Consider the following 14,706-nt stretch of genomic DNA (forward strand, 5'->3'; position numbering starts at 1 on the left):
CATTGTGATAGAATGGCCGCGGCTCCCTTGGGCAGCGGGCTGTACATACCGGACCCCTCCGGGTCCCTTACCCGCCGGTGGCGGTATTCCCGGTATCCTTACGATGCAACGACCCGAATCTTGCGGAGCGTCTGCGGCTCTCGAACTTTGGCCCCTTGCCGGGCGCGAGGGCGCCGACAGCGGCGAGTCCTGCCGCCTGCTCCTCGAAGAAGCTTCCCGCCTGCCCCAGCTCCGGGGCAAGGCCCCCCGTCTCGTCCTCAGTCCCGCCGGCAGCGGGCAGGCCACGGCCGCCGCGCTCGACATGCTCCGTCCTCTGGCTGTCGGGCTTTGGCCCGGTCTTGAGCCCGAGGCCCTTCCGGCTGTCCCCGGTCCCGGCGATCTGGCCCGGCTGGCCGGTGGAGACCGTCCTGTCCTGCTCCTCCAGCCCCGCCCCGAAGGCCCCTGGGAAGGCATGCTGCTTGCCCGCAAGGATGACGTGGCGGCTCCTGCGCCGGAGGCTGCCGTGGTGAGCATGCCCGACATGCCCGCATCGTCCTGTGAGCCCGGAGAAGGGGAGATCGCCTGTGACGGCGTGCGCTTCGCCGACCTGCCGCACGGCGGGGCCATCTGGCACGCAGGCTCCGTGGTGCCCGCCTGGCGTCAGGAACTGCTGGCCCTCGGGGCCCGTCCCGATGCCGCGGCCCTCGAAGCCATGGGACAGCGGGGCATCTGGCTGCATCCGCAGGGCGACGTGCCGCCGCTGGCCGTCATGTGCTGCGGGCAGGGGGCCGTCTGGCCCGGCATGGGCCGCGAGCTCTACGACCACTTCCCGGCGGCCCGGGCCGCCATGGACCGCATCGCCCGCGCCGCCGACTGGGACGTGCTGGCCCTGCTGGACGAGACCGATGTGGAAAAGATCGGCCTGACCCGCTGGCAGCAGCCCTACCTCTTTTTGCTGGAATACGCCCAGTGGAGCCACCTGGCCTCGCTGGGACTGCGGCCTTCCCTCATTTGCGGGCACAGCCTGGGCGAGCTCATCGCCCTGTGCCTGGCCGGCGTCTACGAACCGGAAGTGGCCTGGTACATCCTGGACACCCGTTCCACCCACATGGCCGAACTGGAGGCCCGCGCCACCCGCGAGACCGGCATGATGGCCGTGCCCGCCGAGGCCTCGGTCATCGAAGAGGCCCGCAAGACCTGGCCCCAGCTCTACGTCTCCAATTACAACTCCCCGCGCCAGTTCATCATCAGCGGCCCCCGCGACGTGCTGCTGGAGGCCCGCAAGAGCCTGCGCAAACGCCGCATCCCGGCCATCATGCTCAACGTGAGCCTGGCTTTCCATCACCCCAGCATGCGCGTGCTGCGCGATATGTCCCTGCGCCGCCTCAATGCCTTGGCCATGCAGGCGCCGCAGATCCCCATGCTCAGCTGCATCACCACGCGCCCCTATCCCGACGACCAGCCCGGCATCTGCGAGCACATCGGCGACCTGGACGAGAATTCCGTGCGCTGGGTGGAATGCGTGCAGGCCATGTGGCAGCGCGACGGCATCCGGCATTTCGTGGAAGTGGGTCCGCAGGATACCCTGTGCGGTCTGGTGAACGACATCGAGCCGCAGGCCCTGTGCCTGGCTGCCGGCCGCAAAGGCAAGGAAGCCGAAGGCATGCGCCAGACCTGCGCGCGCCTCTATGCCCTTGGCCATCTGACGCATGACGGCGTGGCGCGGCACCGGCAGCGCTGGCTGGATGCGGCCCCCGCTCCGGCCGCCTCTGCGGAGGCCCCTGCCGCCCCGGCGGCGCGCGCGGCTGCTCCGGCCAGGGACGAGCTGCCCGAGGCCGCCCGCAAGGTACTGGAGATCCTGGCCGCTGCCTGCGGTCGTGACGCGGATTCCCTGAAGCCGGAGATGGATCTGCGCTATGACCTGGCCCTGCGGTCCAGCCGCTTCCCGCTCATCGTGCAGGAAGTGGAGGAAGAGCTGGGCATCAGCGTGGATTTCGAGGCCCTGCTGCACGTGGCCACCGTGGGCGACCTGCTGCGCGTGCTGGCCAGCCTTGCCCCGGCGGAGAGGAAGCCCGGAGAGGTCGCTCCCCTGAGCGCGCCGCAGCACGGCTCCGGTGAAGATCTGCCGCCCCTGTGCTGCTTCGATCTGGGCTGCTGCGACGAAGACGGCCGGCCGTTGCCTCTGGTCCTCGATCCGGCCGCCCGGGGCATGGGTGCCCACGCCGGTGACGTGCTGGCTGTCTGGGGGCCCGATGCCCAGGCATTGCCTCTGGCCGAGCTGCTGGGGGCGCTGGCCCCCCTGGGCATGACCTTTGCCCTGCCTGATGCCGCGCTGGAAGATTGTCTGTCGCTGGAGCAACTGGGCGGCCACCTGTACGGCCTGCCCGCGCTGACGGCCCTCACGGCCCTGCCCGAGACCGTGCATCGTGCCTGCGGGCGCCTGGACGGCATCCTGCTGTGCGCGCCCGCGGACAGGGCGCTGGCCGCTGACGAGATGGAAGCGCTGTGCCGCTCGGCCAAAGCCTGCGGTGTGCGCTATGTCTATGCCCTGCGCTGGCTGCATGCCGGTGATGCGGCCCATGCGGCCCCCTGGCAGGAAGCCGGTGAAGCGGCCGCCCGTGAGCTGGACCTGCCCTGGCGGGTGGTCTGCGTGGACGACGGCGGACGGCCTCCCATCCCCCGCGAACTGGGCGACCTGCTGGCCCGTGCCCTGACGCACGGGACGTCCGACAGGGTGCTCTGGCGGCGCGCCCCGGCCGATGCCCCCGTCCGTGACTGGCAGTGGCTGGAGCGGCCCGAGCTCTTCCCCCGTGTGTTTTCCGCCGCTGTGGCGCACGAGGCCATGCCCTGGCCAGAAGCCGCCCGGGCTTCTTCCCGCCAGATGCTCGCCTGCGCGCAGTTCTCCCGCTATGCCGATCCGCGTCTTGCCGGGCATGGTGCCCTGCCGCAGGACGGCCAGCCCTGGCTGCCCCTGAGCGAACTGCTTCAGACCATGCTGGAGAGCGGTCGTTTGCAGCTGCCGTGGCTGGAACCCACCGGGTTCTCCGACCTGCGCTTTGCCGCGCCCCTGCCCCTGCCCGAGGCCGTGACCCGGGAGTGCCGCATCACGGCCCGTTCCCAGTCCTGGCTGCTGCAGGACGGCGTGATGACGCGCATGTGCCATGTGCGCCTGCAAAGCCGGGATCTGGCCCCGAACCTGCGGCGCATCAACCATTTTTCGCCTCTGGCACGGGGCATGGTCTTCCTGGCCGCTGCCGCGGGGAGCCTGCCGCCCCTGTGGGACGGCGAGATGGCCGTTACCGGCCCTGATCTGCCTCTGGAAGACTTCTACGCGGGCTGCGGTATGGCGGAAGGCTGGCGACTGCTGGAAGAGCTGGCTCCGGCGGGCGATGACCTGTGGCAGGGCCGCTTCGACGGCATGGCGCAAGGCATTGCCCCGGCTGGCAAATCCGGCTATTGTAGCTTGCTGTCCGCTGTGGACGCCATTTTGCAGGCAGCCTGCCGTATCATGGAAGAGACCGTCCCCCGGGCGGAGCTTGCCGGAGGACGTCTGCTCTGGCCGCAGGGCTGGCGTCTGAGCGGCATCGGCTTCATCCGTTTCGCGGACACTGGGCTGCTGTGCGGTGCCCGGATGCCCTGGCGCATCCAGTTGCGCCGCGGCTGGGACGATGAACGTCTGCAGCGCTATGACGCCCAGGTCGTGGATGCGGACGGCCGGGTGCTGCTGACATTGCACCAGATGGAATTTGAAAAGGATGTCCGGCCGCAGGAAGGCGCCGGTGCCTAATATTTGTCGCAAGGGAATGACCATGACGAAAAGAAGGGTTCGCTGGAAACGGGGACTGGCTGTGGCGGCCTTGTGCGCCGGGATGGCGCTTTCGGGATGTGCTTCGCAGAAGGCCGGGTCGGATGCCCCGGAACTGCCCGCCAAGCACTGGCTGGAAGACGTGCCCGGTGTGCCGGTGGAGAACAAGGGCAAGCTCGAGGCCGTGATCCCCAACCTCTATGACCCGGCCAAGAAATTCTCGTTCGAGGATTGCGTGTTCCTGACCATCCAGCAGTCGCCGCTGCTGGTCAACAGCGCCGTGGAACTGGAGATCAAGCGCCTGGCCCTGACCGATGCGGTCTGGAAGTATCTGCCCGAACCCCGCATGACCGTGGAAGTGGGCAATACCCTGACCTATTACAATGCGGACCGTGACGACGTGCCCAGCAATTACGGCAAGGTGGTGCCCCGCATCGGCTTCTACGCGCGTTTCCCCAACCCCGTAGAGTCCTATTTCAATCATCAGGCCCAGAAGATCATGGTCAACCTGGCCATCTCCACGCACCGCAAGGCCGTGGGCGAGGCCATCTACAAGGTGGCCCAGGCCTATCTGCGTCTGGAGGCCAAGAACGAGATTTTGCGCATCCAGAAAGAAGTCGCTCCCCTTGCCAGGGAAACGACCCGTTACTGGGAGCAGCTGGAGTCCGCTGACGGCCGTCAGGGCGTGGCCCTCAATCTGGCCCAGCAGCACGAGCGCGAAGTGGAGCTGACCAGCGAGCGCATGACCATGGAAGAGGTCATGGAGCGCACCAGCCTCAAGATCCTGGCCGGTGTGGAGCCGCAGCAGCGCCTGAACATCGACAGCAAGAGCGCCAACGACATCCTGCGCGGTTTCAACGGCAAGGATTACCGCTGGGAAGACCGCTGGCTGGTCACGGAAGATAATCTGCTGCTGCGTTCCCAGATCCGTCTGGGTGATTACAACATCATGCTGGCCTGGGCCGAATACGTGCCCGACATGACCATCCGCGTGGACAAGAACCCGCCCGCCGGCCAGTACCAGCCCGCTGACGGCCAGGAAGACTACTTCTGGCGCCTGACCTTCGACTTCCCGCTCATCGACTGGAACCGCCGCTATCGCGGCGTGCAGGCGGCCCGCATGAAGAAGGCCCAGGCCTTCCATGAGCTGTCGCGCAAGCGCACGGATTACTCCAACACCTGGCTGCAGTGCGAACAGCGCGTGGCCCTGGCCGAGACCAACCGCCGCCTGGCCAAAGTCCATTTCGAAACGGCCGAGATGCGCTACAAGGAAGCCCGCATCTCCTTCGAGACCGGTCTGGGCGACATGCCTGCCATGAGTTCCGCCCACGAGGCCATGGTCCAGAGCCGCATCAAGCTGATCGAAGCCGAACTGGAACTCAAGCTGGCCAATCTGGAATGGATGTACGTCGCCAACCTCTTGCAGGAACGCTTCCTGGGCCTTCCTGCCACGGAGATTGAAAAATAATGAAAAGACTGACCGTTTTCTGGGCCCTGCTGGCCTGTCTGCTGCTGGCCGCCCCGGCCATGGCCGTGGAGACCACCGCCACCGGCAAGGTGGTGGCCACCGTGACGCGTGATGTGCGTCTGCCCTTCAATGCCGTCATCGACGAGGTGCTGGTCCGTCCCGGGGATGCCATCAAGGCCGGGGATCCGCTGGTGCGTTATCATCTGCAGGACGAGGCCGAACGCGTGCTGCAGCGCGAAGTGACCACCGGTGCCGCCACCGAGAGCCTGCGCGGCCAGATCCTTGATCTGGAGCGCGAACTGGTGCAGGCCCGCGCCGAGCGCAATCGCGCCAGCCAGCTGGCCGCTTCCGGGCTGGGCTCGCGCCAGGCCCTGGGGCGTCTGGAAGAGAGCGTGCGCTCCCTGCAGCACCGCATCGAGCTGACCCAGATCTCCATCAAGAAGAACGAAGAGAGCTTCCGGGCCCGCCTGAAGGAACTGGAAGGCTATTACGGCCAGCCCATCCGGGAGGGCGAGACCCTGCCGGATCAGCTGGTGCTGACCTCCCCCATCGACGGCTATGTGCTGCAGCTCATGCCCAACCTCAATCCCGATGTGCTGCTGCCTGCCCAGGCCACGCCCGTGACCGTGGGCCAGCTGGACCCGGTACTGATCCAGGTGCCGGTCTATGAAGGCGACCTGGGCCGCATCAAGGAAGGCGGCCATGCCCGCGTGGAGATCCCCTCGCTGGGCGACAAGGTGTTCTCGGCCACCATCACGGAGATCTCGTGGATCTCCACCAACATGGACGTGGCCCAGCCCTCGTACTACACGGTGGAACTGACCGTGCCCAACAGCCAGCTTGAGCTCAAGCCCGGCTTCAAGGCACTGGTGCGCTTTGGCGCTGCCGAGTAGCCCATGAAGCTGAAAAGCCTGCCGCGCCAGCTGGGATACATCCTAGGGGCCCAATGGACCAGGGACCTTTCCTGGACCATCTTCACCATCCTGCTGGCACGGCGCAGCCCCGAGATGCTGGGCCAGATCGCCGTGGCCCTTTCCTGCGGCTATCTGGTCAAGACCGTCTCGGACGTGGGGCTCAACGACTTTCTGCTGTCCACGTTCGCCCGTCGGGAAGAACGTCCCCGTACCCTGCTGGGCGAGGTGACGGGCCTCAAGACCTGTTTCATGATGCTGGCCCTGATCGTCACCTGGTTCGTGACGGGCTGGCTGGGGTACAGCTTCGAGCTGCGGCTCATCGTCCTGTTCATCGCTACGGGCTTCGGTCTCGACGGGGTGACGGACTCTTTCTTCGCGCTCTGCCAGGCCCGCGGGCGGCAGGACGTGGAGATGCGCATCCGCGTGCCTTCGGCCCTGCTGGGCATAGGCTACGGCATCGTCTGCGTGGTGGCCGGAGCGCCCCTGATCTTCATCGCCCTCTACAAGCTCATCGAATCCGTCCTCTGCACGGGCTTCGCCTTCCGTGCTCTGGGCCGCAATCCCTTCGTGGGGTTCGGCTACGACAATGTGCGCGACCTGGCCGTGAAGATGAAGAGCGGCTTCATCTTCACCATCATGGCCGCCTGCGCCATGTTCTACAACAAGATCAATGTGTTCTTCCTCAAGAACTACGGCGGCGACGCTGCCGTGGGCGGCTACAACGTGGCCTGGGAGACCGTGGAAGGCCTGTCCGTGCTGGTCTCCAGCGCGCTGCTCGGCAAGGTCATCTTCCCCTTGCTGGCCCGCTACTGGGCGCAGGACAGGGCCGCGTTCCGTCAGCTGGCGGGGCAGACGGCCCGCTCGCTCTGGGCGGCCTCCCTGCCGCTGATCTTCCTGATCTGCGTGGAGAGCGACCGCTTCCTGCCCACCATCTACGGCCCGGGCTACGAGATGGCCGCCACGGCCCAGCGCCTGCTGACGCCCTGCCTGGCCACGGCCTTCCTGCACAATCTGGCGGCCTATGCCATGATAGGCATGAGGAAGCATACCCTGCTGCTCTTCTTCTATCTGAGCGGTCTGGTGGTCAACATCGTCTGCTGCCTGACCATCATCGAGCCCATGCCGCTGGAAGGGGCCGCGCTTTCCCTGACCGCCACCAAGGTCTGGGTGGCCATCCTCACTGTGGGCTATTTCCAGTGGGTGGCCCGTCCCATGAGCCTGGGGCAGTGGCTGCTGATGCTGGCCGCCATCGCCGTGGCCGTGGGCCTGTGGTGGTCGCTGGGCATGATCCTGGCCCTGCCGCGCGAAGTGGCGGAACTGGCCGGCCTGCTGCCCCTGCTGGCGCTGTTCTGGTACTGGCGCCCGCCGCCGGCTTTTGAGAAGGAGCAGCGTCAGGAGGCCTGATCATATGGAACGACGCGGCTTTCTCAAAACGCTGGCAGGTGCCGGCCTGGGAGCGGGGATGCTCTCTGCCTGGGGAGCTGCGACCCCGGCTCAGGCGGCCGGGCTGGAAGATTGTCTTGCTGTGGTCGTGGATGTGGATGCCTGCACGGGCTGCGGGGCCTGCGTGCAGGCCTGCCATGAGCGGGCCGCCGCCCGGGTCCCCCAGCCGGTATCGCCCATCCCGGCTTCCCGCTGGGGCCGGGACAGGAAACCCGACTGGTGGGGACGGCGCAACGTCACGGATCGCCTGACCCCCTACAACTGGCTGTATCTGCAATCCTGTACCGTACAGACGGCCCGGGGCGAGCGCCGGGTCTTCATGCCGCGGCGCTGCCTGCAATGCCTCAACCCGCCCTGCGTCAGCCTGTGCCCGCTGGGGGCCGCCCGGCAACGTCCCACCGGTGCCGTCTATACGGAGATGTCCCTGTGCTTCGGCGACAGCCAGTGCATCGCCGTCTGCCCGTGGCACATCCCGCGCCTGCAGGCCGGGGTGGGGCCCTACCTGCATCTGGCTCCCGGTTACCTGGGCTACGGCCAGACCTTCAAATGCGATTTTTGTGAAGACATCATCAGCGACGGCAAGCCCCCGCTTTGCGTGGCAGCCTGCCCGCACGGCGCGCAGCATTTCGGCCCCTATGCGGAGATGACGGCCCTAGCCCGCCGCATGGCGGAGGAGCGGCACGGCGATCTTTTCGGCCTGCAGGAGAATGGCGGCACCTGCCTGATCTATGTCTCGTCCATCCCCTTCCGGGATATCGAAGCCTCATTGCTGCGGCAGGGGCTGATCTCCGCCGGACGGCCCAGCCTGCGCCCGGCCGGGGCCAGTCTGGAACGCGAGAACGATCTTGTGGGCACGGTGCTGGCCGCGCCGCTGGCCGGGGCCGCACTGGCCGGCCTGCGCCTGTTGCGCGACCACTGGAGGGACAAGGATGAGGACTGAGCGCCGTCCGCTGTTCGGCTTCCTTTTCCGTTTGCTGTGGCGGATCAGCGTGGTCTGGGCGGTGGTCAGCGGCTTCGCGCATCTGCCCGTGATCTACCGCTACGCCGAAGCGGCCCTGCCCTGGCTGCGGCCCGCAGCCTATTCGGGCACAGTGGCCCATTATTGGGCCGCAGCGGCCATGCTCTGCCTGACCAGCTACGCGGCCATCGTCTGGCTGGTCAGGGGCTCGCGCAGCTACAGCCTGACCCCCTTCGGCATGCTGCGCCTGGTCTTGCTGGCCCTGCTCATGCTTTCCGGTCTGGGCCTGATCCTGCACAACTTCCAGGACTTTTCCTTCTACGGCCCTGTGTACACCCTCATCAAGCATGGCCACCTGGGCTGTGCGTTGCTCTGGGCCCTGCTGGTCCTTGTCCGTCTGGCCCGCCGCGGGCTGTGGTGGGATCGTCGCCGGGGCACGGGGCGACGGGCCCGCGCCTGAGCTTGTCAGCCATGCTCCACGGCATGGCCCCCCATCGTTCCGGATAACGAAAAAAGACGCCCTGAGGGCGTCTTTTTCGTTTGTACGTCTCTCTTGCCGGACATTTGTTTTTCAGCGTCCAGAGGGGCGCTGGGAGGGGATAAAAAGGGTCTCCTAACCCTGTGGCGGTCTTCGAGCTGCTTTCCCCATCTGCTCTAGAAAAAGCGCGTTTGGAGAGGATGGGGGACGGGGAAGGAGGCACGTTAGCGCGGGCAAAGGGCCTCCTTCCCCCGGAAAGCATTCCCGTCTAGGCCTGTTCCCCGGCCTCGTTCTGGCGGGCGGCCTTGAGCTGGCCACAGGCCGCCTTGATGTCCTGCCCCTTGCTCTTGCGGATGATGGCCGTGATGTTGCGGTCCCAGAGGTACTGCTCGAAGGCCAGCACGCGTTCCGGCGAGGGGGCTTTGTAGGGATCGCCCTCGGAGGGATTGTAGACGATGAGGTTGAGCTTGCCCTTGACGTCGCTGACCACGCGGGCCAGCTGCCGGGCCTGTTCCAGACCGTCGTTGACGCCGCCCAGCAGCAGATATTCGAAGGTGATGCGCTCGCGGGTCTTGAGCGGATAGGACTTGAGGGCCTGGAGCAGGTCCTCGAGGGGCCAGCGGGCGGCCTTGGGCATGATGCGGGCGCGCAGCTCCTGGGTGGGAGCGTGCAGGGACACGGCCAGATAGGCCAGGCCGCTCTCGCCCAGTTCGCGCAGGCCCTTCTCGATGCCGCAGGTGGAGACCGTGATGCGGCGGGGCGAGAAGTTCAGGCCCTTGTCGTTGTTGAGGCTCTCCAGGGCGCGCATGACGTTCTTGAGGTTGAGCAGGGGCTCGCCCATGCCCATGAAGACCAGGTTGCGCAGCACGGGCCAGTCGGGGCGGGTATCGCCCAGGTGCTCGCGGGCCACCAGGATCTGGCCCAGGATCTCGCCCATGGTCATGTTGCGCTCGAAGCCGATGGTGCCGGTGCTGCAGAAGGTGCAGGCCATGGCGCAGCCCACCTGCGAAGACAGGCACTGGGTCCAGCGGCGCACGCCTTCGCGGGAGTCGCTGGGGATGAGCACGGTCTCCACTTCGGCGCCGTCCTGGAGGCGGAGCAGGAACTTGGTGGTATCGTCGCTGCTCTGTTCCACGGTGACGATCTCGGGCCAGCGGATTTCGGCACACTGGGCCAGGCGTTCCCGGCAGGCTTTGGAGACATTGGTCATGGCGTCGAAATCGCGGGCCATCTTCTGCCAGATCCATTGCCAGACCTGGACGGCCCGGAACTTGGGCTCGCCCAGCTCGTTCTGCATCCAGTCGGTGAGTTCGGGCAGGGTATAGTCGAGGAGATTGATCATGGTCTTCGGGGGTGCCACGGCAGGGCTCGACCGTGGGTTGGAGGGAAAGGCAGGGCGGCGGGGCGGCGTGTGGCCCCGTGTCCGGCACAAGGGCCGCCTGCCGGGAAAATGCCGGAGCGGGAATATGAGAGGGAGAGGGAGACGGCATGGCGCCGTGCTTCCTCTCCCTTATGGTCATGTCGGAGCGGTCCCGTTTGGGGGCCGCAGGGTGCGGGAGGCGTCTAGCCCACGGACTTGCGGGCGTATTCGCACACGAAGTGCAGGGCCGAGGCACGATCCGTGACTTCGCCCGCGATCTGGGCCTGGAGCAGGGCATCGCGGATGACGCCCACCAGCGGGCCGGGGGCCAGCTTGGTCTCGCTCATGATCTCGTTACCGTTGAGCAGGGGTTCCAGCATCTGTTCGGGGGTCTCGGCGCGCTCCAGATACTTCATATTGTGGTTGAAGTAGGTGTAGCTGCCGTCGCGGGCCTGGATGTCGGCACGGGACATGGCGATGAGGCGCGGGTATTCGTCCAGGGCCTTGAAACGGCGGATGCCGCGGTCCGTGAGCATGAAGTGGAAGCGCATGTGGTAGCGCACCAGATGGCAGAGCAGGTCGATGTCTTCGGGGCTGAAGTGCAGACGGCGCAGGATCTTGCGGGTGACCTTGGCGCCCACGCGGTGGTGCTGGTAGAAGGTCCACTGGCCGTCGAAGTATTCGCCGGTGAAGAGCTTGCCCACATCGTGGAAGAGCATGGCCATGGTGCCCAGCCAGTCGTAGTGGAAGCCTTCTTCGGGGTAGTGGCGCATGCACTCCAGGGTGTGGTCGAAGACCGTCTCCTCGGTGTCGTCATCATCGTTGCGGCGCTGGCGGATGCAGGCCAGGGCGGCCACTTCGGGGATGAGGCCCTGGAGGATGTGGGCGTCGAACATGAGCTTCACGAAGCGGTACATGGATTCGGCGGCCACTTTGCGCCATTCGTCCATGATGTCGGCGGCGGGCACGTAGTCCAGCACGCGGGTGGACGAACGCACGATGGCCAGCCAGGTGTTGGGCTCGATGGGGATGTCGAAGTTGGCGGCGAAGCGCAGGGCGCGGATGGCCAGCAGATAGTTGTGGCGCAGGGTCTCGTCCGGCAGGCCGGTGAGCTGGATGAGGCCGCCCTTGACGTCCATGAAACCGTCATAGACGTCCCCGGTGGGGGCCGGGCTGCCGAAGCCGGTCATGCGCAGCTGCAGGCGCTCCTGGGGATCCATCATGTTGGCCATGGTGGGGGTGATGCGCAGCAGGGAAAGCTCGGGATGGCTGGCATCCTCCACTTCCAGGGCATAGAAACGGAAAAGAACGCCGTCTTTTTCCATCTGGGCGATGGCACGCTGGTCCGGCTCGACGCGGGCTTCGGGGAAGAGCTTGAGAAGCGTCTCGAGGTCGGGCTCACAGGCGATGTCCACAGCCAGCTGTTTGCTGTGTTTCAAAAGATGTTCCTGCACGGGCGCATTGATGACATGGGCGTCATAGCCGTTGCGCAGCAGGGTTTTGCAGATGGTGATGGCGTCTTTTAGCGCTTTTTCCATGAAAACTCCTCAAGCGGCGAAGCCGCATCCAGGGAAATCCCCGGCATACATGCGTTGTGAAGGCCTGACCGCATTGCAGGCCGCTGATTTCAGTATCGGCGGCAATGGGGGCAAAGTCAAGCAACAGTGCGCTCCGGGCACGATGTCTCCCGGTGGCAAAAGGGGCTGGAAACGATGCCCTGGCCTGCGGGGAGAGCCTTGCCCGGATGCCCGCACAAGCTGCCGGGGAGAAGGCATGAGTCCCGGCATCAGGCCGTGCGTTCAGGGGAGGGGCAGACCCGTGAGAGGCATGCCGCCGTCCGGCGGGGTGCCGTGCTGTCCTTTCAGGTAAGGGGGGCGGACTCGCTCATGCGGAGGCCCCGGGCAACAAAAAAGGCCCCGTGCGAGCACGGGGCCTTTGGAGTGCGGGATCGTGAAACTAGTCGCTGAAGTGACCGGTTTCGCGCTTCACGCCCAGGGCGATCTTCCAGAGCAGGGAGAGCACCAGGGCGCCCACGGCGTACACGCCCAGGGCCACGATGATCTCACGGCCGGTGGGGGCGTATTCGGTGACGGTCTCAAACATGTTGGGAGTGAAACCACCGATGAGCAGGCCGAGGCCCTTGTCGATCCAGGAAGCGGCAACCAGCAGCACCAGAGCCAGGGGCAGCAGGGGGCCGGTACGCCACTGCGGCGGGATCAGGATGATCAGGGAAGCGGCGGCCATGACCACAGCGGCCCACATCCAGTTGGTCACCCAGGAAACGTGGCCTTCATGACCAGCGAACAGGAAGACCAGAGGATGCTGATGACCGGGGATGCCACTGTAGAACGCGGTGAAGACTTCCAACAGGTAGAAGAACACGTTGATGCACATGGCATAGGTGATGATGGTCGTCAGGGTCTTGATGGCGTCGCGGCCGGGATCGAAGCCGGTGAGGCGGCGCACGATGAAGATCAGCAGCAGCAGGATGGCGGGACCGGAGCAGAACGCCGAGGACAGGAAGCGGGCGGCCATGATGGCGGTCAGCCAGTAATGGCGGCCGGGGATGCCGGCGTACAGGAAGGCGGTCACGGTGTGGATGGAGAAGGCCCACAGGATCGAGAGGTAGATCAGGGGCTTGATCCACTTGGGCGGTTCCACGTCATGGCGCTCGGCTTCCAGGGTGACCCAGCCGATGACGGCGTTGAGGGTCAGGTAGCCGATGAGCACGATCATGTCATAGAACATGACCGAATTGGGCGTGGGATGCAGCAGCACGTTCATCATGCGCTGGGGCTGGCCCAGGTCCACCACGATGAAGAGGGCGCACATGACCACGGCCGAGATGGCCATGAATTCACCGAAGATGATCATGCGCTTGAACTTCTTGTAGTGGTGGAAGTAGGCGGGCAGCACCAGCATGACGGCGGAAGCGGCCACACCCACAAGATAGGTGAACTGCGAGATGTAGAGGCCCCACGAGACATCGCGGCTCATGCCGGTGATGGAGAGGCCTTCCTGCAGCTGCTGCAGGTAGACCAGGCCGCAACCGGCGATGACTGCGAGCAGGAAGAGCAGCCACAGGTAGTAGGTCTTGGGACCGGTAAGCAATTTTTCAAGCATGGCCTGTTCTCCCTAGATGAGGTAGTAAACGCCGGGCTGGGTGCCCAGATTGGGCTTGCGGCGAATGCTGTAGTTGGAGGCGAGGGCCTTGCACACATCGGACTTGGGATCGTTGAGATCGCCGAAGAGGATGCGGCCGCCGGCAGCTTCCACGCAGGCGGGCATCTGGCCCACGGCCAGGCGCTCGGCGCAGAAGGTGCATTTTTCCACCACACCGATCATGCGGGTGGGGTAGGCGGGGTTCGGCACGGGATCGCTCAGGTACTTGCGGGGATCCACAAAGTTGAAGGAGCGGGCGCCGAAGGGACAGCCGGCCATGCAGAAACGGCAGCCGATGCAGCGATGGTAGTCCATGGCGATGATGCCGTCTTCCATCTGATAGGTGGCCTGGGTGGGGCACACGCGCACGCACGGCGGGTTGGTGCAGTGGTTGCACAGCAGGGGATAGCTGGCATCCTTCACACGGGAGGTCAGGTGTTCGTTCAGGTCGTCGGGGAAGGCGTGGTCGAACTTTTCGAGCCACATCCACTTGATGTCCTGATGGCCTTCCATGGTGGGCACGTTGTGGGCCTTGTGGCAGGCTTCGATGATGGGAGCGTATTCCTTGGCGTTCTTGAAGGCGCGGGTGTCGATGACCATGGCCCAGCGCTTGGCCTTCAGGGCCTTGGCGTTGGGTTCATAGGAGCCGATGCGCGCACCGGCCTGGGCAGAGCCGGCCATGGTGGCCAGGCCGCTGCTCAGGGCAAAGACCGAGAGGCCCGCCACCTTCAGAAAGGATCTTCTGCTTTTGTTCATTACTTGTTCCCCTTGGGAAGAATGTGGCAGGTCCAGCAGTAAGGATCGACGCTGTTGGACACGTGGCACTTGTCGCAGAACTCTTCGTAGTTGCTGTGGCACTTCAGGCAGGTGTTCTGCAGGCTGATGGTCCACTTTTTGCCGGTGGACGACACATAGGTGCGGTTCTCATAGCGCAGGGCCTGATCGCGCCATTCGTTGAGCAGGTACATGTGCTCGGCGCGCATGAACTCGACGGGTTCCACGCATTCCTTTTCATTCTGGGGCAGGACGATGGCAGGACGCTTGTAGTCCTTGGTACCGCCGAAGTTGGCCCAGAAGGGGGTGGAGAACAGGACCGCGAAAACGAGGATCCCGAGAATGACAGCTTTGGCGTTGTACAT

At 65.5% G+C, this 14,706-nt stretch carries 11 protein-coding genes; 6 read left to right on the forward strand and 5 right to left on the reverse strand.

What is annotated here, in order from left to right; translation table 11 throughout:
• The first annotated feature begins 103 nt into the window (after nucleotides 1-103).
• The 6 genes from HF854_RS02860 to HF854_RS02885 are packed head-to-tail and all read left to right on the forward strand — an operon-like array spanning nucleotide 104 to nucleotide 9,027.
• Complete coding sequence (locus tag HF854_RS02860; protein ID WP_168934924.1) at nucleotides 104-3,766, forward strand: acyltransferase domain-containing protein; 3,663 nt, start codon at nucleotides 104-106, stop codon at nucleotides 3,764-3,766.
• A 22-nt stretch (nucleotides 3,767-3,788) separates the two neighbouring features.
• A complete protein-coding gene (locus HF854_RS02865; RefSeq protein WP_240937639.1) occupies nucleotides 3,789-5,252 on the forward strand; it encodes a TolC family protein in 1,464 nt (487 codons plus the stop codon).
• Nucleotides 5,252-6,145, forward strand: coding sequence for an HlyD family secretion protein (locus tag HF854_RS02870; RefSeq protein WP_168934925.1), 894 nt, complete (start codon nucleotides 5,252-5,254; stop codon nucleotides 6,143-6,145). Before HF854_RS02865 ends, HF854_RS02870 begins: the two co-directional genes overlap by 1 nt.
• A 3-nt stretch (nucleotides 6,146-6,148) precedes the next feature.
• Nucleotides 6,149-7,570 (forward strand): oligosaccharide flippase family protein, encoded by a 1,422-nt coding sequence (locus HF854_RS02875; RefSeq protein WP_006007699.1) that lies wholly within the window; start codon nucleotides 6,149-6,151, stop codon nucleotides 7,568-7,570.
• A 58-nt stretch (nucleotides 7,571-7,628) separates the two neighbouring features.
• On the forward strand, nucleotides 7,629-8,549 hold the full coding sequence (locus HF854_RS02880; RefSeq protein ID WP_239463860.1) for a 4Fe-4S dicluster domain-containing protein: 921 nt from the start codon (nucleotides 7,629-7,631) through the stop codon (nucleotides 8,547-8,549).
• Nucleotides 8,539-9,027: a FeS-binding protein gene (locus HF854_RS02885; protein ID WP_168934927.1), complete on the forward strand. Its 489-nt coding sequence runs from the start codon at nucleotides 8,539-8,541 to the stop codon at nucleotides 9,025-9,027. Before HF854_RS02880 ends, HF854_RS02885 begins: the two co-directional genes overlap by 11 nt.
• 286 nt (nucleotides 9,028-9,313) lie before the next feature.
• Here HF854_RS02885 and rlmN read toward each other — a convergent pair whose 3' ends face one another.
• The 5 genes from rlmN to dsrJ all read right to left on the reverse strand — a co-directional run bounded on the left by rlmN (nucleotide 9,314) and on the right by dsrJ (nucleotide 14,706).
• A complete protein-coding gene (rlmN, locus tag HF854_RS02890; RefSeq protein WP_168934928.1) occupies nucleotides 9,314-10,387 on the reverse strand; it encodes a dual-specificity RNA methyltransferase RlmN in 1,074 nt (357 codons plus the stop codon).
• Nucleotides 10,388-10,608: 221 nt separating this feature from the next.
• Nucleotides 10,609-11,943, reverse strand: a complete 1,335-nt coding sequence (locus HF854_RS02895) for an HD domain-containing protein (protein ID WP_168934929.1) — start codon at nucleotides 11,941-11,943, stop codon at nucleotides 10,609-10,611.
• 418 nt (nucleotides 11,944-12,361) lie between these two features.
• A complete protein-coding gene (dsrP, locus tag HF854_RS02900) occupies nucleotides 12,362-13,528 on the reverse strand; it encodes a sulfate reduction electron transfer complex DsrMKJOP subunit DsrP (RefSeq protein WP_006007720.1) in 1,167 nt (388 codons plus the stop codon).
• Between the two features lie 12 nt (nucleotides 13,529-13,540).
• Entirely contained in the window at nucleotides 13,541-14,323 is a 783-nt protein-coding gene (dsrO, locus tag HF854_RS02905) for a sulfate reduction electron transfer complex DsrMKJOP subunit DsrO (RefSeq protein ID WP_006007722.1), read from the reverse strand.
• Nucleotides 14,323-14,706 (reverse strand): sulfate reduction electron transfer complex DsrMKJOP subunit DsrJ, encoded by a 384-nt coding sequence (gene dsrJ / locus HF854_RS02910; RefSeq protein WP_006007724.1) that lies wholly within the window; start codon nucleotides 14,704-14,706, stop codon nucleotides 14,323-14,325. The genes dsrO and dsrJ overlap by 1 nt, the downstream gene beginning before the upstream one ends.

This window comes from Desulfovibrio piger, from assembly GCF_012843875.1.
In the GTDB taxonomy this organism is placed as follows: domain Bacteria; phylum Desulfobacterota; class Desulfovibrionia; order Desulfovibrionales; family Desulfovibrionaceae; genus Desulfovibrio.